The sequence below is a fragment of the Pseudomonas sp. MF09150 genome (genome assembly GCF_059862355.1).
Window position 1 is genome coordinate 46,215 of the sequence record NZ_JCBCUS010000003.1, and the last position, 22,559, is coordinate 68,773.

Here is a 22,559-nt window from a genome sequence, read left to right on the forward strand (position 1 = left end):
TCTGCTTGCAGCTTGCAGCTCACAACTTGAAGCTGCCCGGAGGGCCACCATGAGCTATGTGATCGACCGACGTCTCAATGGCAAGAACAAGAGCACGGTAAACCGCCAGCGTTTCCTGCGGCGCTACCGTGACCACATCAAAAAGGCCGTCGAAGAGGCCGTCAGCCGCCGCTCCATTACCGACATGGAGCATGGCGAACAAATCAGCATTCCCGGTCGCGATATCGACGAGCCGGTGCTTCACCATGGCCGCGGCGGCAAACAGACCGTGGTGCATCCCGGCAACAAGGAGTTCACCAGCGGCGAGCATATCGCCCGCCCGCAAGGGGGCGGCGGCGGTAAAGGTCCGGGCAAGGCCGGCAACTCCGGCGAGGGCATGGACGAGTTCGTGTTCCAGATCACCCAGGAGGAGTTCCTCGAATTCATGTTCGAGGATCTGGAACTGCCCAACCTGGTCAAACGCAACCTGACCGGCACTGATACCTTCAAGACCGTACGCGCCGGCATCAGCAACGAAGGCAACCCGTCGCGCATCAACATCATCCGCACCCTGCGCTCGGCTCATGCACGGCGCATCGCCCTGTCCGGCAGCAGCCGCGCCAAACTACGGGAAGCAAAAGAGGAGTTGGCCCGATTAAAGCGGGAAGAACCGGATAACTTCGGCGATATCCAGGAACTGGAAGCAGAAATCGAGAAACTCAGCGCGCGCATCCATCGCGTGCCCTTCCTCGATACTTTCGACTTGAAGTACAACCTGCTGGTCAAGCAACCCAACCCCAGCTCCAAGGCTGTCATGTTCTGCCTGATGGACGTCTCCGGCTCCATGACCCAGGCGACCAAGGACATCGCCAAGCGCTTTTTTATCCTGCTGTACCTGTTCCTCAAGCGCAATTACGACAAGATCGATGTCGTCTTCATTCGTCACCACACCAGCGCCAGGGAAGTCGACGAGGAGGAGTTCTTCTACTCCCGGGAAACCGGCGGCACTATCGTCTCCAGCGCCCTGAAGCTGATGCAGGAGATCATGGCCGAGCGTTATCCGAGCAACGAATGGAACATCTACGCAGCCCAGGCGTCGGACGGTGATAACTGGAACGACGACTCACCGATCTGCCGGGACATCCTGATCAATCAGATCATGCCCTTCGTGCAGTACTACACCTACGTGGAAATAACCCCACGTGAACACCAGGCCTTGTGGTTCGAATACGAGCGAATCGCCGACGCCTTTTCTGACACCTTCGCCCAGCAGCAATTGGTCTCGGCCGGAGATATCTATCCGGTCTTCCGTGAACTCTTCCAGCGCAGGTTAGTGACATGACCGCCAGAGAGCAGAAACGCCAGCCCATCTCTACCGGCTCGGAATGGACATTCGAGCTGATCCAGGCCTACGACCGCGAAATCAGCCGTATCGCGGACCGCTACGCCCTGGATACCTATCCCAACCAGATCGAGGTCATTACCGCCGAGCAGATGATGGACGCCTACGCGTCAGTCGGCATGCCCCTGGGTTATCACCATTGGTCCTACGGCAAACACTTCCTCAGCACCGAAAAATCCTACAGCCGCGGCCAGATGGGACTGGCCTACGAGATCGTGATCAACTCGGACCCATGTATTGCCTACCTGATGGAAGAAAACACCATCTGCATGCAAGCCCTGGTGGTGGCTCACGCCTGCTATGGCCACAACAGCTTTTTCAAGGGTAACTACCTGTTCCGCACCTGGACCGACGCCAGTTCGATCATCGATTACCTGGTGTTCGCCAAGCAGTACATCATGCAGTGCGAGGAGCGGCACGGCATCGACGCGGTGGAAGACCTGCTGGACTCCTGCCACGCCCTGATGAATTACGGCGTCGACCGCTACAAACGCCCATACCCGATTTCGGCCGAAGAAGAACGGCGGCGGCAGAAGGACCGCGAAGAACACCTGCAGAAGCAGATCAACGACCTGTGGCGCACCATTCCCAAAGGCGCGGACAAATATAGCGACAAGGACAATGCGCGCTTCCCCGCCGAACCTCAGGAAAACATCCTCTATTTCATCGAAAAACACGCGCCGCTGCTGGAGCCTTGGCAGCGGGAAATCGTGCGAATCGTGCGCAAGATCGCCCAATATTTCTACCCACAACGCCAGACCCAGGTGATGAACGAAGGCTGGGCGACCTTCTGGCACTACACCTTGATGAACGACCTGTATGACGAAGGCCTGGTGACCGACGGTTTCATGATGGAGTTTCTGACCTCGCACACCAGCGTGGTCATGCAGCCCGGCTTCGACAGCCCCTACTACAGCGGCATCAACCCCTACGCCCTGGGCTTCGCCATGTATCGCGATATTCGCCGTATGTGCGAAGAACCCACCGACGAGGACCGCCACTGGTTCCCGGACCTGGCCGGGACCGATTGGCTGTCGAGCATCAAGTTCGCCATGAGCAGCTTCAAGGACGAAAGCTTTATCCTGCAGTACCTGTCACCGAAGGTGATCCGTGACCTGAAACTGTTCAGCATCCTCGATGATGACCAGAAGGATGACCTGCTGGTGCCAGCCATTCACGATGAAGGCGGCTATCGGACCATCCGCGAAACCCTGGCCGCACAATACAACCTGGGGAATCGCGAACCCAACGTTCAGATCTGGAGCATCGACCGCCGCGGCGACCGCTCGCTGACCCTGCGTCACCAGCAACATGACCGCAAGCCCCTGGGCGACTCCACGGATGAGGTGCTCAAGCATCTGCACCGCCTCTGGGGGTTCGACATTCACCTGGAAACCCTGCAGGGCGACCAGATCATGAAAACCCACCACGTGCCGCCCAGGGGCGAGCACAGCGAAGGTGACTACGGCCGCCTGGACTTGGCCGTCATCCATCTTTAAGCCGAGATCAGACCTCCGGAAGTTCGACGCAAGGGTTATCCTGTCGGGCTAACGGAGGTTTTTTATGCAGATTTACAAGGTCGGCGGCGCAGTGCGCGATCGCTTGCTCGGCAAGCCGGTCACTGATATCGACTGGGTGGTGGTAGGCGCAACAACCGAAGAAATGCTGGCCCAGGGCTTTCGCCCGGTCGGGGCCGACTTCCCGGTATTCCTGCACCCTAAAAGCGGCGAAGAGTATGCCCTCGCGCGCACCGAGCGCAAAAGCGGCCGAGGCTACGGCGGCTTTACCTTTCATGCCAGCCCCGAGGTCACTCTCGAAGAAGACCTGATCCGGCGCGACCTGACAATCAATGCCATGGCAGAGGATGCCCAGGGCGTGCTGACCGACCCCTATCATGGCCAACAGGATCTTGAAGCCCGCCTGCTCCGCCATGTTTCCTCCGCGTTCGCCGAAGATCCCCTCAGGGTATTGCGAGTTGCCCGCTTCGCTGCGCGCTATGCCGATCTGGGTTTCACCGTCGCGCCAGAGACTCTGGAACTGATGCGCCAACTGAGCGCCTCAGGCGAGCTGGAAGCCCTGACCGCCGAACGCAGCTGGAAGGAAATCTCCCGCGCCCTGATGGAAAACCAGCCTCAGGTATTTATCCAGGTGCTGCGCGATTGCAACGCCCTCAAGGTGCTGATGCCCGAGGTCGACGCCCTGTTCGGCGTTCCTCAGCCTGAAGCGCATCACCCGGAAATCGACACCGGCGTGCATACCTTGAGCGTGCTGCAACAGGCCGCGCAACATCAGCAGCAGCTGACGGTGCGCTGGGCCTGCCTGCTGCACGACCTGGGCAAAGGACTGACGGCGCAGGATGAGTGGCCGCAGCACATCGCCCATGAGCAAAAGGGGCTGGCGCCGATCAAAGCCATCAATGAACGCTTCAAGGTGCCGCGGGACTGCCAGGAACTGGCGCTATTGGTCGGCCAATATCACACCCATGGTCATCGCGCCCTTGAACTGCGGGCCTCGACTCTGCTGGAACTGCTGCAAAGCTTCGACATCTACCGCCGCCCGCAGCGCTTCGAGGAGTTTATCGCCGCCTGCGAGATGGACGCCCGAGGGCGCCTTGGCCTGGAATCACGCACCTACCCGCAGGCCGACTACCTGCGAGGCGCCGCCAATGCTGCACGCGCGGTCGCGGTGCAACCGCTGCTGGAACAAGGGTTCAAGGGGCCAAAGCTGGGGGAAGCCCTGAGGCTGGAACGCCTCAAAGCATTGAAAGCCTACAAGGAACAACACGCCCCCTGAGCACAGGTCCGGCAGGCCTGCCCGTCAGCAGGTCCGCCACCGCCAAGCCAGGCGCGATCAGAGCCCCGGCGGCGTCAGCTGCACACCGCGCCACTCAAAGGCCACGGGCGCCAGCACCTGATTGATCTGCGACTCTCGCCAAAGCGTGCCCAGGCTCTGCCCGGCAACCGGGTGCAGGCGCTCGGGCGCCATCAGCGACAACGGCCAGAGCACGAAGGCATTTTTCAGGATTTCTGCACGGGGCAGGATCAGTCCATCGAAATTGCCAACCAGATCGCCATACAGCAGCACGTCTATATCCAGCGGCAGGCCTATGCGATCGGGGGCATAACGGCCGTTATCCGCCTCGATGAACTTCAAACGACGATCCAGCTCGTTCAACGGCAAATCCGTGAAGGCGGACACCACCAGGTTGAAAAACGGACCACTCTTGATCCCCACCGGCTGGCTCTCGAACACTGCCGAGCAGCGCATGTCCTGCAGAAACGCGGCCAAGGCTTCGAGCCCGGCCTGCAAATGGGTTTCGCGCTCGATATTGCTGCCGAGCCCCAGAAAAACCTGAGTTAGCGACATCCGCGCTCGATCTCCACGCCAACACCGGTGGCGGCGGGAACTGCGCCGGGCTTGGTCAGCTTGAGGCGCAGCCAAGGAATATGAAACTCGCTCATCAACACCTCGGCCAGACGCTCGGCAAAGGTTTCGACCAGTTGGAACTGCGCCTGCTCGGCGAAGGCTTGAATGCGCGACGAGACGCTTGCGTAATCGAGCGCGAGGGTCAGATCATCACCTGCAGCTGCCGGGCGGTTATCCCAGGCAAAGCTCAGGTCCAGACGCAGGCACTGACGGATGCCGCGCTCCCAGTCATAGGCACCGATCACGGTGTCGACTTCCAGGCCTTCGATAAACACTCTGTCCAAGCACTCTTCTCCGCAGCACGACAAGGGCGCAATGCGCCGTTAGAATCAGGGCGTCCTCGCCCGGAATAGTTAGCATGTTTTGGTTACTGGCGATCCTCGCCTACCTGCTCGGCTCACTGTCCTTCGCCATTTTGCTCAGCCGCCTGACGGGTAATCCCGATCCGCGAATGAGTGGCTCGGGCAATGCCGGTGCCACCAACATGCTGCGTCTGGCCGGCAAGAAACTCGCCGTCCTGACCTTGCTCGGCGACCTGTGCAAAGGGCTCTTGCCCGTCCTGATCGCCGCCGTGGCAGGCCTTTCACTGCAACAACAAGCCTGGATTGGCCTGTGCGCCGTTCTCGGCCACTTGTTCCCGTTGTACTTTCGCTTCCGCGGCGGCAAAGGTGTCGCCACCGCCGCCGGCATGCTGCTCGGGCTTTACCCGCCAGCCGCTCTGCTGGCCATGTCCGCGTGGGTCCTGGCGTTCTACCTGACCCGCACCAGCTCGCTGGCCGCACTGATCGCCACGCCCCTGACCTTGCCGCTACTGGCCTGGCAGGAACCGGAAGCGCTACTGCCGATGAGCGTGCTCACGCTGCTGATCGTCTGGCGCCACCGGGGCAATTTACGCGACCTGTTTGCCGGGCGCGAACGGCATTTCTGAATCGTCCGGTGAAAACCGTTCAAGCTCGCTGACCGGAAACACCCCTAACGCCCTACAAGGGCGTCAGTTGCTCCATGGGCCAGCGCGCCTGCACGCTAATCGCCAAGCTTTCCTGCTGCCCGGCTTGCAAGCGCTGACAGCCGGCAAAAGCGATCATCGCGCCGTTATCGGTGCAAAACTCGGGGCGGGCGTAATACACATGGCCCTTCATATCCCCGAGCATTTTTTCCAGCGACACACGCAGGGCTTTGTTGGCACTCACGCCGCCGGCGATCACCAGACGCTTGAAACCGGTCTGCTTCAACGCACGCTTGCACTTGATGGTCAAAGTTTCCACCACCGCCTGCTGGAACGCGAGCGCGATGTCGCAACGGGTTTGCTCGCCGTCGTCCCCAGCACTGACGCGTTGCTGCCAGGTATTGAGTGCCGAGGTTTTCAAGCCACTGAAGCTGAACTCCAGGCCCGGACGGTCGGTCATCGGCCGCGGAAAGACAAAGCGCCCGGCCACGCCCTGATTCGCCAGGCGAGCAATCTCCGGACCACCCGGATAATTGAGCCCCATCATCTTTGCCGTCTTGTCGAAAGCTTCGCCTGCGGCATCGTCCAGGGTCTCGCCCAGTAGTTCGTATTGGCCGATCCCATCGACCCGAACCAGCTGCGTATGCCCACCGGAAACCAACAAAGCGACGAACGGAAACTCCGGCGGTTGTTCTTCCAGCATCGGCGCTAGCAAATGGCCTTCCATGTGATGCACACCCAGGGCCGGAATGCCCCAGGCGAACGCCAGCGCCTGAGCACAGGAAGCCCCGACCAGCAAGGCTCCGACCAGTCCCGGGCCGGCGGTGTAGGCAATGGCGTCGATCTCGGTCGGCACGCAGTCGGCTTCCGCCAACACCTGGCGAATCAACGGCAGCATGCGTTTGACGTGATCACGCGAAGCCAGCTCCGGCACCACGCCGCCGTAGGCGCGATGCAGGTCGATCTGACTGAACAGTGCATCGGCCAAAAGCCCGCGTTCACTGTCGTAGAGCGCGACGCCGGTCTCGTCGCAGGAGGTTTCTAATCCCAGTACTAGCATGGGTTTGCGCCTTGTAGAGGCTAAATTCGAAGGCGCGCATAATAGTCGCCACTCCCGCGCCCGACCAGCGGTTTTCGATCAGAGGCTTTGCATTCCGAGCGATGAGGGGTTAACATCCGCAACCCTTAAAAACCGACGACCTCAGCCGTGATTTTTGCGACGAGAACGTTGACCCCGGTAATGAATGAAGGTAGCTCTGGATGCCAGCCGTCAAAGTTAAAGAGAACGAACCCTTCGACGTAGCTCTGCGTCGTTTCAAGCGCTCCTGCGAAAAAGCCGGTGTTCTGGCTGAAGTTCGTAGCCGCGAATTTTACGAGAAGCCGACTTCTGAGCGTAAGCGTAAAGCAGCAGCCGCTGTTAAGCGTCACGCCAAGAAAGTTCAGCGCGAACAGCGCCGCGCCGTTCGTCTGTACTAATACACAGACGTTCGCTGCAAGCTTCTGCCAAGCCCGGCCCTCAGCCGGGCTAATGGCATTTGCGGATATCGCTTGATGCTTCACTGTCAAAGCCGCCCATGCGACCGAGACAACCTGCTTCACCACGTCAGACCTGGCTTATCGCCAGCGGTGCACGTCTCTTCTGACGAGCCTTCCAAGGCTACTGACGAGCACACTTTTTCTGATTTCCTACAGACGATCAGCCCAAGGCGCCCTTCTCCAGCGCCCGCTTATGAGCTATCCGAGGCCTCCCACGGGCCGCAGTCGGACTCAGAGCAACATCTTCGAATAGTCGATTACTGATTGGAACTAACGTCAGTGAACCTTCGGCAGATACACTTCCCGACAGCGATCAAGCCGACGACAGATGGTCGAGCCGCACTGCGTTTGCGCCTCATGACGCCCCTGTTTCGACGCCTTCGCGCCGGTTCAATTCACGCTTGCGCGCAGTGATGACGAGAACGCCATGGCCGGGCTAATTCCCCAGAGCTTTATTGACGACCTTCTGAACCGCACCGACATCGTCGATGTTGTCAGCTCGCGCGTGCAAATGAAAAAAGCAGGCAAGAATTACACGGCCTGCTGCCCGTTCCACAAAGAAAAAACCCCGTCCTTCAGCGTCAGCCCCGACAAGCAGTTCTACTACTGCTTCGGCTGCGGCGCCGGCGGCAATGCCCTCGGCTTCATCATGGACCACGACAACCTGGACTTTCCCCAGGCCGTCGAAGAACTGGCCAAAGCCGCCGGCATGGAAATCCCCCGCGAGGAAAGCGGTCGGCCGCACAAACCACGGCAACCGACCGACTCGCCGCTGTACCCGCTGCTCACCGCAGCCGCTGATTTTTATCGCCAGGCACTCAAGAACCACCCCGCGCGCAAGGCAGCCGTCGACTACCTGAAAGGCCGCGGCCTTACCGGGGAGATCGCCCGCGATTTTGGCCTCGGTTTCGCTCCGCCCGGCTGGGACAACCTGTTCAAGCACCTGAGCAGCGACACCTTGCAGCAGAAGGCCATGATCGATGCCGGGCTGCTGATCGAAAACGCTGAAACCGGCAAGCGCTATGACCGCTTCCGCGACCGGGTAATGTTTCCGATCCGTGACAGCCGTGGCCGGATCATCGCCTTCGGCGGCCGAGTGCTGGGCGATGACAAACCGAAGTACCTGAACTCGCCGGAAACCCCGGTCTTCCACAAGGGCCAGGAACTCTACGGCCTGTTCGAAGCCCGCAAGAACAACCGCAACCTCGACGAAATCATTGTCGTCGAGGGCTATATGGACGTGATTGCATTGGCCCAGCAGGGGTTGCGCAATGCCGTTGCCACCCTGGGCACCGCCACCAGCGAAGAACACCTCAAGCGTCTGTTTCGCGTGGTGCCGAGTGTTCTGTTCTGCTTCGACGGCGACCAGGCCGGGCGCAAGGCCGCCTGGCGCGCACTCGAAGCGGCGCTGCCGTGCCTACAGGATGGGCGCCGCGCACGCTTTCTGTTCCTACCCGAAGGCGAAGATCCGGACACCCTGGTGCGCTCCGAGGGCACTGATGCCTTCCGCGCCCGCATCAATCAGCACGCCCAACCGCTGGCCGATTATTTCTTCCAGCAACTGATCGATGAAGCCGATCCGCGCTCGCTTGAAGGCAAGGCCCATATGGCCACCCTGGCGTCACCGTTGATCGACAAGGTTCCCGGGGCCAACCTGCGCACCCTGATGCGCCAGCGCCTCAGCGAAATCACCGGCCTCAACAACGAGGCCATGAGCCAATTGGTACATAGCGCGCCGCAAGAAGCGCCGCCGGCCTATGACGCCGGCATCAATTACGACGCCATGCCCGATTACGCCGATTACAACGAACCACAGGAGGCCTATGCGCCCCAGCAGGAGTGGACGCCGAAGAAGAGTGGCGGCGGCAAGAAGTGGGAAAACAAGCCCTGGGACAAGAATGCCAAGGGCAAACGCCAGGGCGATCGCGACCAGCCTCGCGGCCCGCGCATCCCGGCCGCAGTCGAGCCGCCGACCCTTTCCGCCCTGCGTACGCTGCTGCATCACCCGCAACTGGCGGAAAAAGTTGAAGATGCCGGACATTTTGCCGATGACAACAACACCAACACTCAGTTGCTGGTGGCGTTGATCGAAGCCGTACAGAAAAATCCTAAGCTACGCTCTATACATCAACTCATGGCGCGCTGGCACGGCACCGAACAGGGTCGCCTGCTCAAGGCGCTGGCAGAAAAGGAGTGGTTGATTGACGGCGATAACCTTGAACAACAGTTTTTCGACACCATTAACAGTTTATCGGTGCGTCAACGCGAACGTGTTTTAGAGCAACTTCTAAGGAAATCGCGTCAAAGTGACTTGAGTGGCGAGGAGAAAGTCCAACTACTTGAGCTTTTAAGACGCAATGTTCCCGCATCAAGCCCGACCTCAACTGGCGCGTGAGGTCATAGCTCAGGTATAATCCTCGGCTTGTTTTTTGCCCGCCAAGACCTTCAGTGGATAGGGTGTTATGTCCGGAAAAGCGCAACAGCAGTCTCGTATCAAAGAGTTGATCACCCTGGGTCGTGAGCAGAAGTATCTGACTTACGCAGAGGTCAACGACCACCTGCCTGAGGATATTTCAGATCCAGAGCAGGTGGAAGACATCATCCGCATGATCAATGACATGGGGATCCCCGTACACGAGAGTGCTCCGGATGCGGACGCCCTTATGTTGGCCGACGCCGATACCGACGAAGCCGCAGCTGAAGAAGCTGCTGCCGCGTTGGCAGCGGTTGAGACCGACATTGGTCGCACTACTGACCCTGTGCGCATGTATATGCGTGAAATGGGTACGGTAGAGCTGCTCACACGTGAAGGCGAAATTGAAATCGCCAAGCGTATCGAAGAGGGTATCCGTGAAGTGATGGGCGCGATTGCGCACTTCCCTGGCACGGTTGATCACATTCTCTCCGAGTACACTCGCGTCACCACCGAAGGTGGCCGCCTGTCCGACGTCCTCAGTGGTTATATCGACCCGGACGACGGCATCGCGCCGCCTGCTGCAGAAGTGCCACCGCCTGTCGATGCCAAGGCCGCGAAAGCGGACGATGACACCGAAGAAGAGGACGCCGAAGCCAGTGACGACGAAGAAGAAACCGAAAGCGGTCCTGATCCGGTCATCGCTGCACAGCGCTTTGGCGCCGTGGCCGACCAGATGGAAATCACCCGCAAGGCGCTGAAAAAGCACGGCCGCGCAAACAAGCAGGCAATTGCCGAGATGTTGGCCCTGGCTGAGCTGTTCATGCCGATCAAACTGGTTCCGAAGCAATTCGAAGGCCTGGTCGAGCGTGTTCGTAGTGCCCTGGATCGTCTGCGTCAACAAGAGCGCGCGATCATGCAACTGTGCGTTCGTGATGCACGCATGCCGCGTGCCGACTTCCTGCGCCAGTTCCCGGGCAACGAAGTTGATGAAAGCTGGACCGACGCGCTGGCCAAAGGCAAAAGCAAATACGCCGAAGCCATTGGTCGCCTGCAGCCCGATATCATTCGCTGCCAGCAGAAGCTGACTGCGCTTGAGACCGAAACCGGTCTGACGATTGCCGAGATCAAGGACATCAACCGTCGCATGTCGATCGGTGAGGCCAAGGCCCGCCGCGCGAAGAAAGAGATGGTTGAAGCGAACTTGCGCCTGGTGATCTCCATCGCCAAGAAGTACACCAACCGTGGCCTGCAATTCCTCGACCTGATCCAGGAAGGCAACATCGGCTTGATGAAGGCTGTGGACAAGTTCGAATACCGTCGCGGCTACAAGTTCTCGACTTATGCCACCTGGTGGATCCGTCAGGCGATCACCCGCTCGATCGCCGACCAGGCCCGCACCATCCGTATTCCGGTGCACATGATCGAGACCATCAACAAGCTCAACCGTATTTCCCGGCAGATGCTGCAGGAAATGGGTCGCGAACCGACCCCGGAAGAGCTGGGCGAACGCATGGAAATGCCTGAGGACAAGATCCGCAAGGTATTGAAGATCGCTAAAGAGCCGATCTCCATGGAAACCCCGATCGGTGATGACGAAGACTCCCATCTGGGTGACTTCATCGAAGACTCGACCATGCAGTCGCCAATCGATGTCGCCACTGTTGAGAGCCTGAAAGAAGCGACTCGCGAGGTACTCTCCGGCCTCACTGCCCGTGAAGCCAAGGTCCTGCGCATGCGCTTCGGCATCGACATGAATACCGACCACACCCTCGAGGAAGTTGGTAAACAGTTCGACGTTACCCGTGAGCGGATTCGTCAGATCGAAGCCAAGGCGCTGCGCAAGCTGCGCCACCCGACGAGAAGCGAGCACCTGCGCTCCTTCCTCGACGAGTGATACCAAAACCCCCAGCCCTGCTGGGGGTTTTGCTTTACGCAGATTAAATTTCCCTCCCCCTCCCCGCCTCGCGTTGCCGTCTACACTCGACACATTCCCCGTGCCATAACGAGACGGTTATGCCCAGACTGCCGGCCGTGCTTCTGCTGTCGCTGCTCGCCTGGACCGCTACGGCTGGCGCGTTGACTCTCACCGATGAAGAGCGTGACTGGCTGGCGGCCCACCCCACATTGCGCCTGGGCGTCGATGCCTCCTGGCCGCCGTTCGAGTATCGCGACGAGGACGGGCGTTACCAGGGCCTGGCCGCTGACTACATCAGCCTGATCCAGAGCCGCCTGGAGATAAAACTCAACCCGATCGAACCGGTCAGCTGGACCGCCGTTCTCGAGCAGGCGAAACAGGGCAAGCTGGACCTGCTGCCGGGGATCATGTCGACCCCGGAACGCCAGACTTACCTGGCCTTTACCCGGCCTTACCTCGACTTTCCCATCGTGATCCTCGCCCATGAAGGTGGCGCCCAGCCCCACAACCTCAGGGAACTCTACGGCCTGAAGATCGCGGTGGTGGAAAATTATGCCCCCCATGAACTGCTGCGCACCCACCATCCGGACCTGAACCTGGTGGCCTTGCCCAATGTCAGCTCGGCCCTGCAGGCCCTCGCGACCGACCAGGTCGACGCGGTGGTCAGCGACCTCGCCTCGAGCATCTGGAGCCTGCGACAACTCAAGCTGGATGGGTTGTATGTCAGCGGAGAAACCCCCTACCGCTATCAACTGGCGATGGGCGCGCCACGGGATGAAAAGATCCTGATCGGCATTCTCGACAAGGTCCTGGCCGACCTCACCCCTGCGGAAATCAGCGTGATCCAGGAACACTGGGTGGGCAATGTGCTGGATCACCGTTCGTTCTGGTCAGACCTGCTGGTCTACGGCCTGCCCACTGTGCTGTTGTTGTTTGCGGTACTGGCGGTGGTGATCCGCATCAACCGCCGCCTGAGTTCGGAAATCTCCCGGCGCGTGGCCCTCGAGCAGCAGCTGCGCAGCAGCGAGTACCACTACCGCGGCCTGGTGGAGAGCCTGTCGGCCATTGCCTGGGAAGCGCGGATCAGCGACTACACCTACAGCTACGTTTCACCCCACGCCGAGGCGCTGTTGGGCTACCCGCTGTCCCATTGGCTGATTCCGGGGTTCTGGCGCAACATCATCCACCCCGCCGACCTGACCCGCGCCCAGACCTTCTGCGACCACGAAGTGCTCGCCGGGCGTGATCACAGCCTCGACTACCGGGTCATCACCGCCGATGGCCGATGCCTGTGGGTACGGGACATTGTCAGTCTGATCGAACATGGCCACGAACCGGTGATGCGCGGACTGATGATCGATATCAGCGAAGCCAAGCACACCGAGGAAGCCTTGCGCCTGTCCGAGCAGAAGTTCGCCTCGGTGTTCCAGCAATGCCCGGACATCCTGGTGATCGCGCGACTGTCGGACGGCTGCCTGCTGGAGGTCAACAAGGCCTTTGAGGAACAGATCGGCTTGCGGGCCGAACAGGTGCTCGGCCAGACCGCCTCCAACCTCAATATCTGGGGGATCCAGGGCGTCGGGCCGGGCCTGCTGCTGCGCCTGCAAGCCGGGAGTATCCGCAACCTGGAGATGCCCTTTCGCCGACACAACGGCCAGTTGTTCACCGGCCTGATTTCCGCCGAACCCTTCGACCTCGACACCACCCCGGCGCTGGTGGTGGTGGTGCGCGATATCAGTCGGCTCAAGGAGACCCAGCAGTTACTGCAGACCTCCGAGGAGAAGTTCGCCAAGGCCTTCCACGCCTCGCCTGACGGCTTGCTGTTGAGCCGCCAGCGCGATGGGCTGCTGATCGAGGTCAACGAAGGCTTCAGCCGCATTACCGGATTCAATAGCGCCATGTCCCTGGATCGCTCGACCCTGGACCTGGGCATCTGGGTCAACCTCAACGAGCGCAAACACATGCTCGACCTGCTGAACCGCGATGGCTACGTGCGGGATTTCAGCTGCCATATCCGGCGCAACGACGGTCAGATCCGTTTGTGCGAGCTGTCCAGCCGCCCCCTGCCCATCGGCAACGAAGACTGCATGCTGACCATCGCCCGCGATATCACCGAACGCCACGTGATGCAGGAAAAGCTCCAGCAAGCCGCCACCGTCTTCGAGAGCACCGCCGAAGGGGTGCTGATCACCGACACCCAGCAACACATCAGCGCGGTCAATCGGGCATTCACCGAGATCACCGGTTACAGCGAAGCCGAAGCCCTCGGCCACACGCCGCGCCTGCTGGCATCCGGCCTGCACGACAGCGCCTTCTACGCCGCCATGTGGTACCAGTTGACGGCAGAAGGACACTGGCAGGGCGAGATCTCCAACCGGCGCAAGAACGGCGAGCTGTACCCCAGCTGGCTGACCATCAGTGCCGTGCGCAACAAGGAGCAATCGATCACCCATTTCGTCGCGGTGTTCGCCGACATCTCAAGCCTCAAGCACGCCCAGGCACGGCTCGATTACCAAGCCCACCACGACCCGCTGACCGGCCTGCCGAACCGCACCCTGTTCGAGAGCCGCTTACTGACCGCGCTCAACGGCCAGCAGGAAAACGGCAGCCAGGGCGCGGTGCTGTTTCTCGATCTCGACCGTTTCAAGCACATCAACGACAGCCTCGGCCATCCGGTCGGCGATCTTTTGCTCAAGGGCATTGCCGTACGCCTCAAGGAGCAGTTGCGCGACATCGATACCGTGGCGCGCCTGGGCGGCGACGAGTTCATCATCCTCCTGCCTGGGCTGCAACAAGCCAGCGATGCCGACCACATTGCCGGCAAACTCCTGAACTGCTTCAGCGCGCCCTTCCAGGCCGGGGAACATGAGTTCTTCATCAGCGCCAGCATCGGCACCAGCCTCTACCCCAAAGACGGCACCGACGTTGCCACATTGATCAAGAACGCCGACGCGGCGATGTATCGTTCCAAGGCCAAAGGCCGGAACCGGGTGGAAAGGTACACCCGCGACCTGACCGCCCAGGCCAGCGAGCGGGTCGCCCTGGAACACGAATTGCGCCGCGCCATCGAGCGCAACGAACTGTCTCTCTACTACCAGCCCAAGATCAGCCTTATCGATCAGGAACTGGTCGGCGCCGAGGCGTTGATCCGCTGGCGGCACCCGACGTTTGGCGATGTGCCTCCGGAGCACTTCATCCCGCTGGCCGAAGAAAACGGCATGATCCTGCAGATCGGCGATTGGGTGCTGGAGCAGGCCTGCCAGCAGATGTCTGCCTGGAACGACCGCTATGCGCCCTTCGGCCCGCTCTCGGTGAACCTGGCCGGCGCCCAGCTGCGCCAGCCCAACCTGCTGGGGCGCATCGAACAACTGCTCAAGGACAACCACCTGCGGCCAGGCTTCCTGCAGCTGGAGATCACCGAGAACTTCATCATGAGCCAGACCGAAGAAGCGCTGGAGGTGCTGCACCAACTCAAGCACCTGGGGGTCCAGTTGGCGATCGACGACTTCGGCACTGGTTATTCCTCACTCAGCTACCTCAAGCGCCTGCCCCTGGACTTCCTGAAAATCGACCAGTCGTTTGTCCGCGGCCTGCCGGACGACCCTCATGACGTAGCGATCGTGCGCGCCATCATCGCCCTGGGCCGCAGCATGCAATTCACGGTGATCGCCGAAGGCGTCGAAAGCCACGAGCAACAGGCATTTCTCGGCGCCGAAGGCTGCGAGCAGATCCAGGGCTACATCGTCAGCCTGCCGCTGTGCGCCGATGAGTTCGCCGCGACTTTTCTGCAGATGGGCGTTTCCGATTTTTCGGATAGCACAGCCGAGAATCCGTCGTTATAATCCGCCGCCTACTGAGGGCCTATAGCTCAGTTGGTTAGAGCAGAGGACTCATAATCCTTTGGTCCACGGTTCAAGTCCGTGTGGGCCCACCACATTGAAAGCCGCGCACTGCGCGGCTTTCGCCGTTTCTAGCCCCTGATAAATTCGGATGGGTTCATTTCAAAAAATGGATTCCGTCCAAGATTCGTCCAAATCACTTTTGGACGACGTTTTCCAAAGGCTCTTCATCGTCCGTTTTCTTCTCGAAAATGCTCGCCAACGGATTCAATGAAACCACCTCAGCCATATGCCCTGGACTGAAGTGCGCGTACTTCTGAGTCATGGCCAACGTCGCATGCCCCAACACCCGCTGAAGCGTCAGGATGTCTCCGCCATTCATCATGTAATGACTGGCGAAGGTATGTCGCAGAACGTGCGTCATTTGCCCCTCGGGCAGCTCCAGGCCAATGGCCTCAACAGCACGACGGAAAGTGTTGTAACAGGGCGTGAAGGGTAGCGCTGCTTTGAGTCGATCTTCCAGGCGCTGGGAGATAGGCACCGATCGGTTCTTGCTGGATTTTGTGCGACTGTAATGAATCAGCTTATGGCGCACCTGGCGCAGTTGAAGCTTCTCCGCTTCGCCCCACCTAGCGCCGGTGGCTAGGCACACTTCCGCGATCAGCCCAGCATCTGAATCACGCTTGGCCAGATCACCCAGCAGCGCCTCGATCTGCTCGCTCAGCAAGTAAACCATCTCGGTTTCATCGAACTTCAGCTTGCGAACCTTGCCCAGCGGATTGTCGTTATCCCACTCGCCCAATCGCGCCAGTTCGTTGAACACAGCCGTCAGATAGGCCAACTCATGGTTGAGCATGTTCGCGCTGATTGGTTTCGGGTCTTCGTCAGGCTTGGTAAAGCCGGCGCCAGGTTTCGCCCTGGAGTGCTTGCCTTCGGCTCGCTCGGCTCGGTACTGGGCAAAGTGGGCAGACGTGAATTTGTGTGCCTTGGGGTTACCCATGCGATTGACCATGCTGATCAGCAACGACAACCGCTGAGAGCCGGTCTTGAGAGTTTGGCCATGAACGGTGTACCAGCGATTGACCAGGTCAAGCATGCTTCTGGAGTCGTGCTTGGCTGGCTTCGCGGTGCCACCCGACGCGCCCTCCCCCATCACTTTGTTCTGGTAATGCAGCGCCTCGTTTTTAGTACGGAAGATCCGCCGGGTTCGATAGCCATAGCTGCCATCAGGGCGACAGTCCACCTCATAACGGCCATCTGACAATTTTTTTATCGGCACGGGTTTACACAGGGCTGATCTGCCCAGCCTCCGGGATCGTCTGGCCGGTCATCAACCACATCGTGTATTGGGTAAAACGGGGATGCTCAGTGATCTTGAGCAACTCGTTCGAGCTGACAGATTCACGCCGGCCGTACTCATACCCTTTCCACGTTTCCAGCTTTATGCCGGTCAGCGCACAGATATCGGTCTGGGTCAGTTGTTGGTGCGTTCGGATCAACTTCAGCTTCTCGCCAATCGTCATTGACCGATCACCGGACTGATCTGCCCAACCTCAGGTGCAACTTCGTCAGTGACCAACCAGAGCGCGTACTTCTTGAAACGCGGATGCATCGTGACTTTAAGCAGCTCAACCGAGCTAACAGACTTGCTACGGCCGTATTCGTAACCCTTCCAGGTTTCCATTTTGACGCCTGTGATCTCGCATATCTCCGCCTGGGTTAGACGCTCTGTCAGACGCACTTCCTTGAGCTTGCTTCCTAAATCCATCACGGCCTCTTGATTTTATGTAGGTACATACATACTCTGTGTATGCAGACACACATCTGCTGCATATATACCCACGGAGCTTATCAAATGCAGATCACTATCGACACGCCATACACCACAGTTCGGGAGCTTTCGCGGCGTTCAGGCCAATCGGAGCGGGCCATCCGAAATGAAATTGAGCGCGGGCGAATCCTCATTCGTGAAAAGAGCGAAGGGTCTAAAGAGGCGGTACTGGTGAACATGCTTGCCTTGGCCATCGAAGCGGCAGAACAAGCAGAACGCGTGTCAGCAAAACCGACTGCCTCCAAGCGCTAAGGGGCGGTCAATGCAATTCGAAGACATCTATCGCCTGGAAGTGGTCAATGCCCTGGAGCATGACCATGACCTGGACTTCAAAGACATCAAAAGCCCGAAGTACCTACAGCAGGGCATTTGTCCAGGATGCGGCGAGCGCACGCTGTACATCGCCCGTAAGCAGCCGTACCAGCTCAAGTGCAACCGCCTCATTCAATGCCAGTTCGAAGAGAAAACCCGTGAACGCTACAGCTACCTGTTCGAAAACCTCAGCGAGCGGTTCCCCAGAACTGAGCTGAACCCAAACGCCACGGCCGATGCCTATTTGCTGCGCAATCGCGGCTTCGATATCAGCAAGATTAAGGGTTGGTACGAACAGGGCCGACGCAAGATGGCCGATGAGCAATGGGCCGACACAGTTCGCTTTCCGCTTTGTGATGGCTACTGGGAACGCATCATCGATGCCACGATGGTTGCCGCAAACAAAGGCGACAAGGCGGGCATCAAATCCAAAATGAGCTACAAGTCCGGCGGCTGGATGCCACCTGGGATGGCCATAGAGAACGGGGACAGCGTCTACATCGTCGAGGGCATTTTCCACGCCATTGCTTTGCACCTCGCGGGCTACAAAGTCATCGCATCGATCTCGGCCAACAACTTCCCATGGGATGTGATCAAGGCGAACACGGGCAAGAAAGTTCGCTGGATCATCGCCCTGGACGATGACAAGGCCGGTCACCTGGTTACTCCAAAGTACCGTAGCCAACTGCTCGCAATGGAAGAAATTGCTTGGGTTGCACTCGCAGGCCGCGATCGCGACTGGGACGACGTTTATCGCGATGGCCAACTCGACGACGTGTTTATGCAGGAAGCCAGTTACCGGGGGCGGCTATTCGTTGCTCCAAACCCGGCTAAACGCGCCTTTCTGCTTCACCTCAAAAAGCCGCTCAGTTTCTTCCTGCTGGAGTTCGGCGACCGGCTCTATACGGCCAAGGTCAACACGGACGAGTTCAACAAAGAACTCAACAAGGACCAGGAAGGCGGAACGCTCCCCAAAACCCGGGAAGAGCTTTTCGACAAGTATTGCGACATCAAGCAGGTGGCCAACTGCGTACCACACTTTGAATACATCCAGCGCGATGCGCTCAGTGGCGATCAGCAGTTTTTCTTCCAGTTCAACTTCCCGAACCCGGCGCAGAACTGCAAAGAGCCCTTGGCTCCAAACTCGATCGGGGATCCGCGGAGCTTTTCCAAATCGCTCCTGGAGCGCACACCTGGCGGCAACTTCGAGGGCGGTGAAAAAGTCCTGGCCATGCTGCGTAGCAAATGGCTGGAAAACGCCCTGACGGTTCGGTCCCTGCCTTTTGTGGGTTACGACGCCACCAGCAAGACCTACTGCTACCAAACCTTCGGTTATCACAAAGGGCGCGAATACATGGCCAACAAACACGGCTACCTAGAGATTGGCAAAACAGGCTTGAAAACCTCTCTGAACAGCTTGTCGCTGACTCGCGGCACCGACTTTGACTCCAACTGGTTCGCTGACTTTGTTGAGGTCAATGGCCTGAACGGTCTGGCGTCACTGTCCTGGTGGACGGGCACACTGTTTGTTCAGCAGATCCGCACCAAGCAAGAGTCGTGGTTGTTCTTTGAACTAACCGGGGATGCCGGTGCGGGCAAGTCCAGCTTGCTACGGTTTCTGTGGCGCCTGCTGGGTCGAGCGAACTACGAGGGGATGAAGCCCAATGCTAACGGTGCTAGTGCTATCGGGCTAACCCGTGCGCTGTCACAGGTCAGCAATCTGCCGGTGGTGCTGATTGAATCCGACAGCCAGATCGTCGACGCACAAGGGCGCGCCACGGTCAGTCAATACAACTGGGAAAACTGGAAGGCTCTGTTTGACCACAACGCCACCCTGCGCACCGTTGGGGTGAAGTCATCGAGCAATGACACCGACAGCCTGATTTTCCTTGCTGGCCTTTGTATCTCTCAAAACGCCAGTGTCGAGGGATCCGACGCGATCCTGACTCGTATCGCTCATATGCACGCCACACGGGCCGGCCATACACCTGCTCGCAAAGTCGTGGCCACACGCTTGAACGCCATTCCCGTCGAGGAGCTTTCCGGCTACTTGCGCCGGTGCCTGGAACAGGAACTGAATTGGCTGGAGCGCTACTTCGAAGCCTTCGGTGAATACGAGGCGCGACTGCAGGCGAACCCCGCTATCCAGCATCAGCGCATCGTGCATTGTCATGCACAACTGATGGCAGCCGCCAAAGCCACTCAGGCGCTGTTTCCGGGCTGGAATGACACACTGCTGGAGCAACTGTTTAAGCACGTCGAGAGTCGCGCCATCGACCGGCAGCAACGTGTCAGCAGCGAGAACCTGACCGCCGCCCGGTTCTGGCAGATCTACCACTACCTGAACGAAAGGGTGATTTCGACGAGCGATGCCACCGGCGATCGGGACCACATTCAGGAAACGCTCAACCACAGCATCGATAAAGAACTGATCGCCATCAACATCGAGCACTTCCACAACGCTTGCCGGCTTGCTGGCCAGGAAGTGATTCACGCTACCCAACTGCACAAGGCACTCCCGCTGAGCACCACCCACACCTTCATCGAGACGCGAAAGGTTCGCTCGGTCATTGAGAAACGGTCGCTCAACTGCTGGGTGTTCCGCAAGGGGAGCAAATCGTGAACGACGTCCTGGGAGTCAACTGTCCTGTGCGTGGGCTGGCAGGTGTTTTTTGTAAAAAGCGCGTACTGCCGATTACTGTGTGGAACATCTGGAACATTCATAGTCATCTAAAAAATATCTATAAAAAACATACAGATAACAACACTCATCAATCAATCAGCACCGGAACTCACCGGATCACGCTGGAACAGCTTTCCATTGTTTGTTCCGAGGATGTTCCGGCGGGGCATTTCCCTGCGCCCCACCGCAAAGCCTTACAAATCAAGGCCTACAGCCAGATGGTGAAAAAAGCTGTTCCGGCTTGTTCCGGTTGAACGGTGCGAAAGCCTTATCGGCTGGAGACCGCGTATTTCGTGGGCTACAGACCATCAATCTATAGATGTTCCAGATGTTCCGGGGTACACGCGGACACACGCGACATTTGTTTTCCCGTGAATAACCGCGATTCAAAAAAGGAGCAACACCATGCAACTACAAGTCATCACTGGCCATGCCGACACAGGTAAAACCACCAAGCTACAGGCGATTCAAACCGAGCTGGCCAGCCAAGGTATCGACGCACCGATCATCGTCGGTGCGAGCTGCACCACTCCGTTCTTTCTGAACCAGATCTCCAGCCGGGCTATGGCCGGGGCCAAGTACTTCCTGGCCGACGACTGCACCAGGGCTCAAATCAAAGCGGTGCACGACCTACGTGCACGCGGCATCAATTCGGGGTTACCGGAGTACTTGGTTATCCACCTGGTGCAGCAGGCTTAAAGGGGACGTGGCCATGAACATTCGATACAGCGCCAATGCCCTAAACGGGAGTCTGCAACTACCGAACTTCTACGTGGAGCTATCCACACCCGAGGATCTTGCCGAACTAGTGACCATTGCGCACTGGCAGGAACATTCAGAAGAAACCCCAACGATCATCACCGTCGTTCACCTGCTGGAGGTCGACGGCCACGACTTGGGATTGTTTGAAGTGCGCTGTGAGCAGCGCCCGATATTCACGGCAAGCCAATTGCGGCAAGCCTGATAAAGACGGTGTCGAGGAGTTCGCACCTCCTCGACACCAACCACCACAAGAGGAGCAACACCATGCAAGCACAGCACCCGAGCAGCAGCGAGGACAAGGCTATCACAACCCCACGGCAAGCCCGCAGCACCTTTAAGCCGCCCCGCCCGCTACTGGCTACCGCAGTGATCGGCGCCGCGCTGATTGGTTACCTGGTCCACAAAACGCCGGATGCTCGGCAGCGCCTTGAGAGGCTGGCTGAGATGGCCCAAACCCTGGGCGACTTGTCTGATCGGGACGCCGCCGTGGTCGCCCAGTTACTCGCTAAACCTATCGTCGCAGGAGACTTCGCATGAGCGACTCGACAGCAAGCCCAAGCAAAATTAAGCGCTACATCGTCAAAGAGATCTGGAAGGATTATGAAGTAATTCTGGAGGTCAACCACGATCGGTTGACCGTGGAAGTTGCCACCATGATCAACAGCTTCTGGTCTAACCACCAGTGTCGGATCAATGCGGAAAACGGTGATGTCGTCAAAGCTGTGATCCGGATGTTCGGCCAAGTCATGATCAACATGATGCTTAGTGAGGGTGGATGCTGCTTTAGCCCCGGAAGTAAACACCATCTATTCGATAACCCGGGGCCGGTCTGGACTGCGGATCTTCATAACGAGGAGGGCTGGGGCGGCAAGATTGAGGGCGACGCTTATGGCTGGTGCGGAATTCAAGTGATCGGCGCCGACGTTGAGGCCCCCAGTTTTGATGATGTCGATTTGGTAGAGGTAGCAGCGTGAACGATTCCAGAGAGCAAGATAAATTCGTCATACGCTTACCCGACGGCCTGCGCCCTCAGATCGCCGCTGTAGCTCGCACCAACCACCGCAGCATGAACGGGGAGATCATCATCCGCCTGCAGCGCTCCCTCATCCTGGAACAACTCCATAAGAGGCAAGTTGAACTCATCGTCCAGTTGCTCAAACGCATCGATGCGCTGGAGTCAAAGGAGGTATCCCATGCTGATTGATGGACAGTTCATCGCCATAAGTGAGGCGCAATACGCTCACGCCCTTAAACAGCTGGAGCTGCCTTCAGACTTTCACCTGGTCGAAGCCACTGCCCTCCTCCACCACGACACTGGTAACGGCATTGCGCACATTCCACTACCGGCGGGACTTGTCGTCGCGGCCTTCGAGGATAGCCAAGGTCATCGCCGCTATGGGGTCGTGGCCCTTACTCCGACCAGCAGCACGCCATAATTCAGTTACAAAACATCCCCGTACATTTTTGACTTGACCTGGGCGCTTCGGCGCCCTTTTTTTTGCATGAATAATT

At 58.8% G+C, this 22,559-nt stretch carries 22 protein-coding genes, 1 tRNA gene and 1 pseudogene; 18 read left to right on the forward strand and 6 right to left on the reverse strand.

The genetic code is table 11. From position 1 onward, the window contains the following. Positions 1-49 precede the first annotated feature (49 nt). The 3 genes from AC19YX_RS13030 (at position 50) to AC19YX_RS13040 (ending at position 4,174) form a co-directional block, all read left to right on the forward strand. Positions 50-1,321, forward strand: a complete 1,272-nt coding sequence (locus AC19YX_RS13030) for a YeaH/YhbH family protein (RefSeq protein ID WP_020295461.1) — start codon at positions 50-52, stop codon at positions 1,319-1,321. Further along, positions 1,318-2,880: a SpoVR family protein gene (locus tag AC19YX_RS13035; protein WP_078472872.1), complete on the forward strand. Its 1,563-nt coding sequence runs from the start codon at positions 1,318-1,320 to the stop codon at positions 2,878-2,880. Before AC19YX_RS13030 ends, AC19YX_RS13035 begins: the two co-directional genes overlap by 4 nt. A 64-nt stretch (positions 2,881-2,944) precedes the next feature. After that, positions 2,945-4,174 carry a multifunctional CCA addition/repair protein gene (locus tag AC19YX_RS13040; protein ID WP_500606390.1) on the forward strand — a complete coding sequence of 410 codons (1,230 nt, stop codon included), beginning with the start codon at positions 2,945-2,947 and terminating at the stop codon, positions 4,172-4,174. 57 nt (positions 4,175-4,231) lie between these two features. Here the strand turns inward: AC19YX_RS13040 and folK are convergent, their stop codons facing one another. Continuing rightward, on the reverse strand, positions 4,232-4,747 hold the full coding sequence (gene folK / locus AC19YX_RS13045) for a 2-amino-4-hydroxy-6-hydroxymethyldihydropteridine diphosphokinase (RefSeq protein ID WP_078472870.1): 516 nt from the start codon (positions 4,745-4,747) through the stop codon (positions 4,232-4,234). After that, complete coding sequence (gene folB / locus AC19YX_RS13050; RefSeq protein WP_020295457.1) at positions 4,738-5,091, reverse strand: dihydroneopterin aldolase; 354 nt, start codon at positions 5,089-5,091, stop codon at positions 4,738-4,740. The genes folK and folB overlap by 10 nt, the downstream gene beginning before the upstream one ends. A 74-nt stretch (positions 5,092-5,165) precedes the next feature. Here folB and plsY point away from each other — a divergent pair, with 74 nt between their 5' ends. Further along, a complete protein-coding gene (gene plsY, locus AC19YX_RS13055) occupies positions 5,166-5,735 on the forward strand; it encodes a glycerol-3-phosphate 1-O-acyltransferase PlsY (protein ID WP_500606391.1) in 570 nt (189 codons plus the stop codon). Between the two features lie 52 nt (positions 5,736-5,787). On the opposite strand, the gene tsaD is transcribed toward plsY, so the two are convergent. Continuing rightward, positions 5,788-6,813 (reverse strand): tRNA (adenosine(37)-N6)-threonylcarbamoyltransferase complex transferase subunit TsaD, encoded by a 1,026-nt coding sequence (gene tsaD / locus AC19YX_RS13060; RefSeq protein WP_078472867.1) that lies wholly within the window; start codon positions 6,811-6,813, stop codon positions 5,788-5,790. A gap of 200 nt (positions 6,814-7,013) precedes the next feature. Between tsaD and rpsU the strand changes: the two genes are divergently transcribed. The 5 genes from rpsU (at position 7,014) to AC19YX_RS13085 (ending at position 15,554) form a co-directional block, all read left to right on the forward strand. Continuing rightward, complete coding sequence (rpsU, locus tag AC19YX_RS13065) at positions 7,014-7,229, forward strand: 30S ribosomal protein S21 (RefSeq protein ID WP_002551877.1); 216 nt, start codon at positions 7,014-7,016, stop codon at positions 7,227-7,229. Positions 7,230-7,716: 487 nt separating this feature from the next. Continuing rightward, positions 7,717-9,684 carry a DNA primase gene (gene dnaG, locus AC19YX_RS13070; RefSeq protein WP_500606392.1) on the forward strand — a complete coding sequence of 656 codons (1,968 nt, stop codon included), beginning with the start codon at positions 7,717-7,719 and terminating at the stop codon, positions 9,682-9,684. A gap of 67 nt (positions 9,685-9,751) precedes the next feature. After that, positions 9,752-11,599 (forward strand): RNA polymerase sigma factor RpoD, encoded by a 1,848-nt coding sequence (gene rpoD, locus AC19YX_RS13075; RefSeq protein ID WP_078472865.1) that lies wholly within the window; start codon positions 9,752-9,754, stop codon positions 11,597-11,599. Positions 11,600-11,718: 119 nt separating this feature from the next. After that, positions 11,719-15,462, forward strand: coding sequence for an EAL domain-containing protein (locus tag AC19YX_RS13080; protein ID WP_500606393.1), 3,744 nt, complete (start codon positions 11,719-11,721; stop codon positions 15,460-15,462). Positions 15,463-15,477: 15 nt separating this feature from the next. Continuing rightward, a tRNA-Ile gene (locus AC19YX_RS13085) sits at positions 15,478-15,554 on the forward strand. A gap of 101 nt (positions 15,555-15,655) precedes the next feature. Here AC19YX_RS13085 and AC19YX_RS13090 read toward each other — a convergent pair. From AC19YX_RS13090 to AC19YX_RS13100, 3 genes are read right to left on the reverse strand one after another with little or no spacing between them, the layout of a single operon-like run. Continuing rightward, positions 15,656-16,738, reverse strand: coding sequence for a phage integrase (locus tag AC19YX_RS13090; protein ID WP_500606394.1), 1,083 nt, complete (start codon positions 16,736-16,738; stop codon positions 15,656-15,658). Between the two features lie 4 nt (positions 16,739-16,742). Continuing rightward, positions 16,743-16,982, reverse strand: coding sequence for a helix-turn-helix domain-containing protein (locus AC19YX_RS13095; RefSeq protein ID WP_500606395.1), 240 nt, complete (start codon positions 16,980-16,982; stop codon positions 16,743-16,745). After that, the gene (locus tag AC19YX_RS13100) at positions 16,979-17,227 is read right to left on the reverse strand and encodes a helix-turn-helix domain-containing protein (RefSeq protein ID WP_500606396.1); all 249 of its coding nucleotides are present in this window, start codon (positions 17,225-17,227) and stop codon (positions 16,979-16,981) included. The genes AC19YX_RS13095 and AC19YX_RS13100 overlap by 4 nt, the downstream gene beginning before the upstream one ends. Positions 17,228-17,314: 87 nt before the next feature. Here AC19YX_RS13100 and AC19YX_RS13105 point away from each other — a divergent pair, with 87 nt between their 5' ends. The 9 genes and pseudogenes from AC19YX_RS13105 (at position 17,315) to AC19YX_RS13145 (ending at position 22,483) form a co-directional block, all read left to right on the forward strand. After that, positions 17,315-17,542 (forward strand): hypothetical protein, encoded by a 228-nt coding sequence (locus tag AC19YX_RS13105; protein ID WP_500606397.1) that lies wholly within the window; start codon positions 17,315-17,317, stop codon positions 17,540-17,542. Positions 17,543-17,552: 10 nt separating this feature from the next. Further along, a complete protein-coding gene (locus AC19YX_RS13110) occupies positions 17,553-20,225 on the forward strand; it encodes a toprim domain-containing protein (protein WP_500606398.1) in 2,673 nt (890 codons plus the stop codon). Beyond that, a complete protein-coding gene (locus AC19YX_RS13115) occupies positions 20,222-20,539 on the forward strand; it encodes a hypothetical protein (RefSeq protein ID WP_500606399.1) in 318 nt (105 codons plus the stop codon). Before AC19YX_RS13110 ends, AC19YX_RS13115 begins: the two co-directional genes overlap by 4 nt. Positions 20,540-20,690: 151 nt before the next feature. Beyond that, complete coding sequence (locus tag AC19YX_RS13120; RefSeq protein WP_500606400.1) at positions 20,691-20,984, forward strand: hypothetical protein; 294 nt, start codon at positions 20,691-20,693, stop codon at positions 20,982-20,984. 13 nt (positions 20,985-20,997) lie between these two features. Continuing rightward, the gene (locus AC19YX_RS13125) at positions 20,998-21,249 is read left to right on the forward strand and encodes a hypothetical protein (RefSeq protein ID WP_500606401.1); all 252 of its coding nucleotides are present in this window, start codon (positions 20,998-21,000) and stop codon (positions 21,247-21,249) included. Between the two features lie 62 nt (positions 21,250-21,311). Next, a complete protein-coding gene (locus tag AC19YX_RS13130) occupies positions 21,312-21,584 on the forward strand; it encodes a hypothetical protein (RefSeq protein ID WP_500606402.1) in 273 nt (90 codons plus the stop codon). Beyond that, on the forward strand, positions 21,581-22,021 hold the full coding sequence (locus AC19YX_RS13135) for a DUF2528 family protein (RefSeq protein ID WP_500606403.1): 441 nt from the start codon (positions 21,581-21,583) through the stop codon (positions 22,019-22,021). The genes AC19YX_RS13130 and AC19YX_RS13135 overlap by 4 nt, the downstream gene beginning before the upstream one ends. Then, positions 22,018-22,161 (forward strand): annotated as a pseudogene (locus AC19YX_RS13140) (Arc family DNA-binding protein); the annotation flags it as partial. The gene AC19YX_RS13135 and the pseudogene AC19YX_RS13140, both read left to right, overlap by 4 nt. Positions 22,162-22,240: 79 nt before the next feature. Further along, positions 22,241-22,483: a hypothetical protein gene (locus AC19YX_RS13145; RefSeq protein WP_500606404.1), complete on the forward strand. Its 243-nt coding sequence runs from the start codon at positions 22,241-22,243 to the stop codon at positions 22,481-22,483. The last annotated feature ends 76 nt before the right edge of the window (positions 22,484-22,559 follow it).

Excerpts from the sequence above, each read along its gene's own strand:
- AC19YX_RS13110 (WP_500606398.1), top strand. The coding sequence starts at position 17,553 with ATGCAATTCGAAGACATCTATCGCCTGGAAGTGGTCAATGCCCTGGAG.
- AC19YX_RS13125 (WP_500606401.1), top strand. The coding sequence starts at position 20,998 with ATGAACATTCGATACAGCGCCAATGCCCTAAACGGGAGTCTGCAACTA.
- AC19YX_RS13135 (WP_500606403.1), top strand. The coding sequence starts at position 21,581 with ATGAGCGACTCGACAGCAAGCCCAAGCAAAATTAAGCGCTACATCGTC.
- folK (WP_078472870.1), bottom strand. The coding sequence starts at position 4,747 with ATGTCGCTAACTCAGGTTTTTCTGGGGCTCGGCAGCAATATCGAGCGC.
- dnaG (WP_500606392.1), top strand. The coding sequence starts at position 7,717 with ATGGCCGGGCTAATTCCCCAGAGCTTTATTGACGACCTTCTGAACCGC.
- AC19YX_RS13130 (WP_500606402.1), top strand. The coding sequence starts at position 21,312 with ATGCAAGCACAGCACCCGAGCAGCAGCGAGGACAAGGCTATCACAACC.
- AC19YX_RS13035 (WP_078472872.1), top strand. The coding sequence starts at position 1,318 with ATGACCGCCAGAGAGCAGAAACGCCAGCCCATCTCTACCGGCTCGGAA.
- AC19YX_RS13030 (WP_020295461.1), top strand. The coding sequence starts at position 50 with ATGAGCTATGTGATCGACCGACGTCTCAATGGCAAGAACAAGAGCACG.
- rpsU (WP_002551877.1), top strand. The coding sequence starts at position 7,014 with ATGCCAGCCGTCAAAGTTAAAGAGAACGAACCCTTCGACGTAGCTCTG.
- tsaD (WP_078472867.1), bottom strand. The coding sequence starts at position 6,813 with ATGCTAGTACTGGGATTAGAAACCTCCTGCGACGAGACCGGCGTCGCG.
- AC19YX_RS13120 (WP_500606400.1), top strand. The coding sequence starts at position 20,691 with ATGCAACTACAAGTCATCACTGGCCATGCCGACACAGGTAAAACCACC.
- rpoD (WP_078472865.1), top strand. The coding sequence starts at position 9,752 with ATGTCCGGAAAAGCGCAACAGCAGTCTCGTATCAAAGAGTTGATCACC.
- AC19YX_RS13095 (WP_500606395.1), bottom strand. The coding sequence starts at position 16,982 with ATGACGATTGGCGAGAAGCTGAAGTTGATCCGAACGCACCAACAACTG.
- AC19YX_RS13080 (WP_500606393.1), top strand. The coding sequence starts at position 11,719 with ATGCCCAGACTGCCGGCCGTGCTTCTGCTGTCGCTGCTCGCCTGGACC.
- AC19YX_RS13145 (WP_500606404.1), top strand. The coding sequence starts at position 22,241 with ATGCTGATTGATGGACAGTTCATCGCCATAAGTGAGGCGCAATACGCT.
- AC19YX_RS13100 (WP_500606396.1), bottom strand. The coding sequence starts at position 17,227 with ATGGATTTAGGAAGCAAGCTCAAGGAAGTGCGTCTGACAGAGCGTCTA.
- AC19YX_RS13105 (WP_500606397.1), top strand. The coding sequence starts at position 17,315 with ATGCAGATCACTATCGACACGCCATACACCACAGTTCGGGAGCTTTCG.
- plsY (WP_500606391.1), top strand. The coding sequence starts at position 5,166 with ATGTTTTGGTTACTGGCGATCCTCGCCTACCTGCTCGGCTCACTGTCC.
- AC19YX_RS13040 (WP_500606390.1), top strand. The coding sequence starts at position 2,945 with ATGCAGATTTACAAGGTCGGCGGCGCAGTGCGCGATCGCTTGCTCGGC.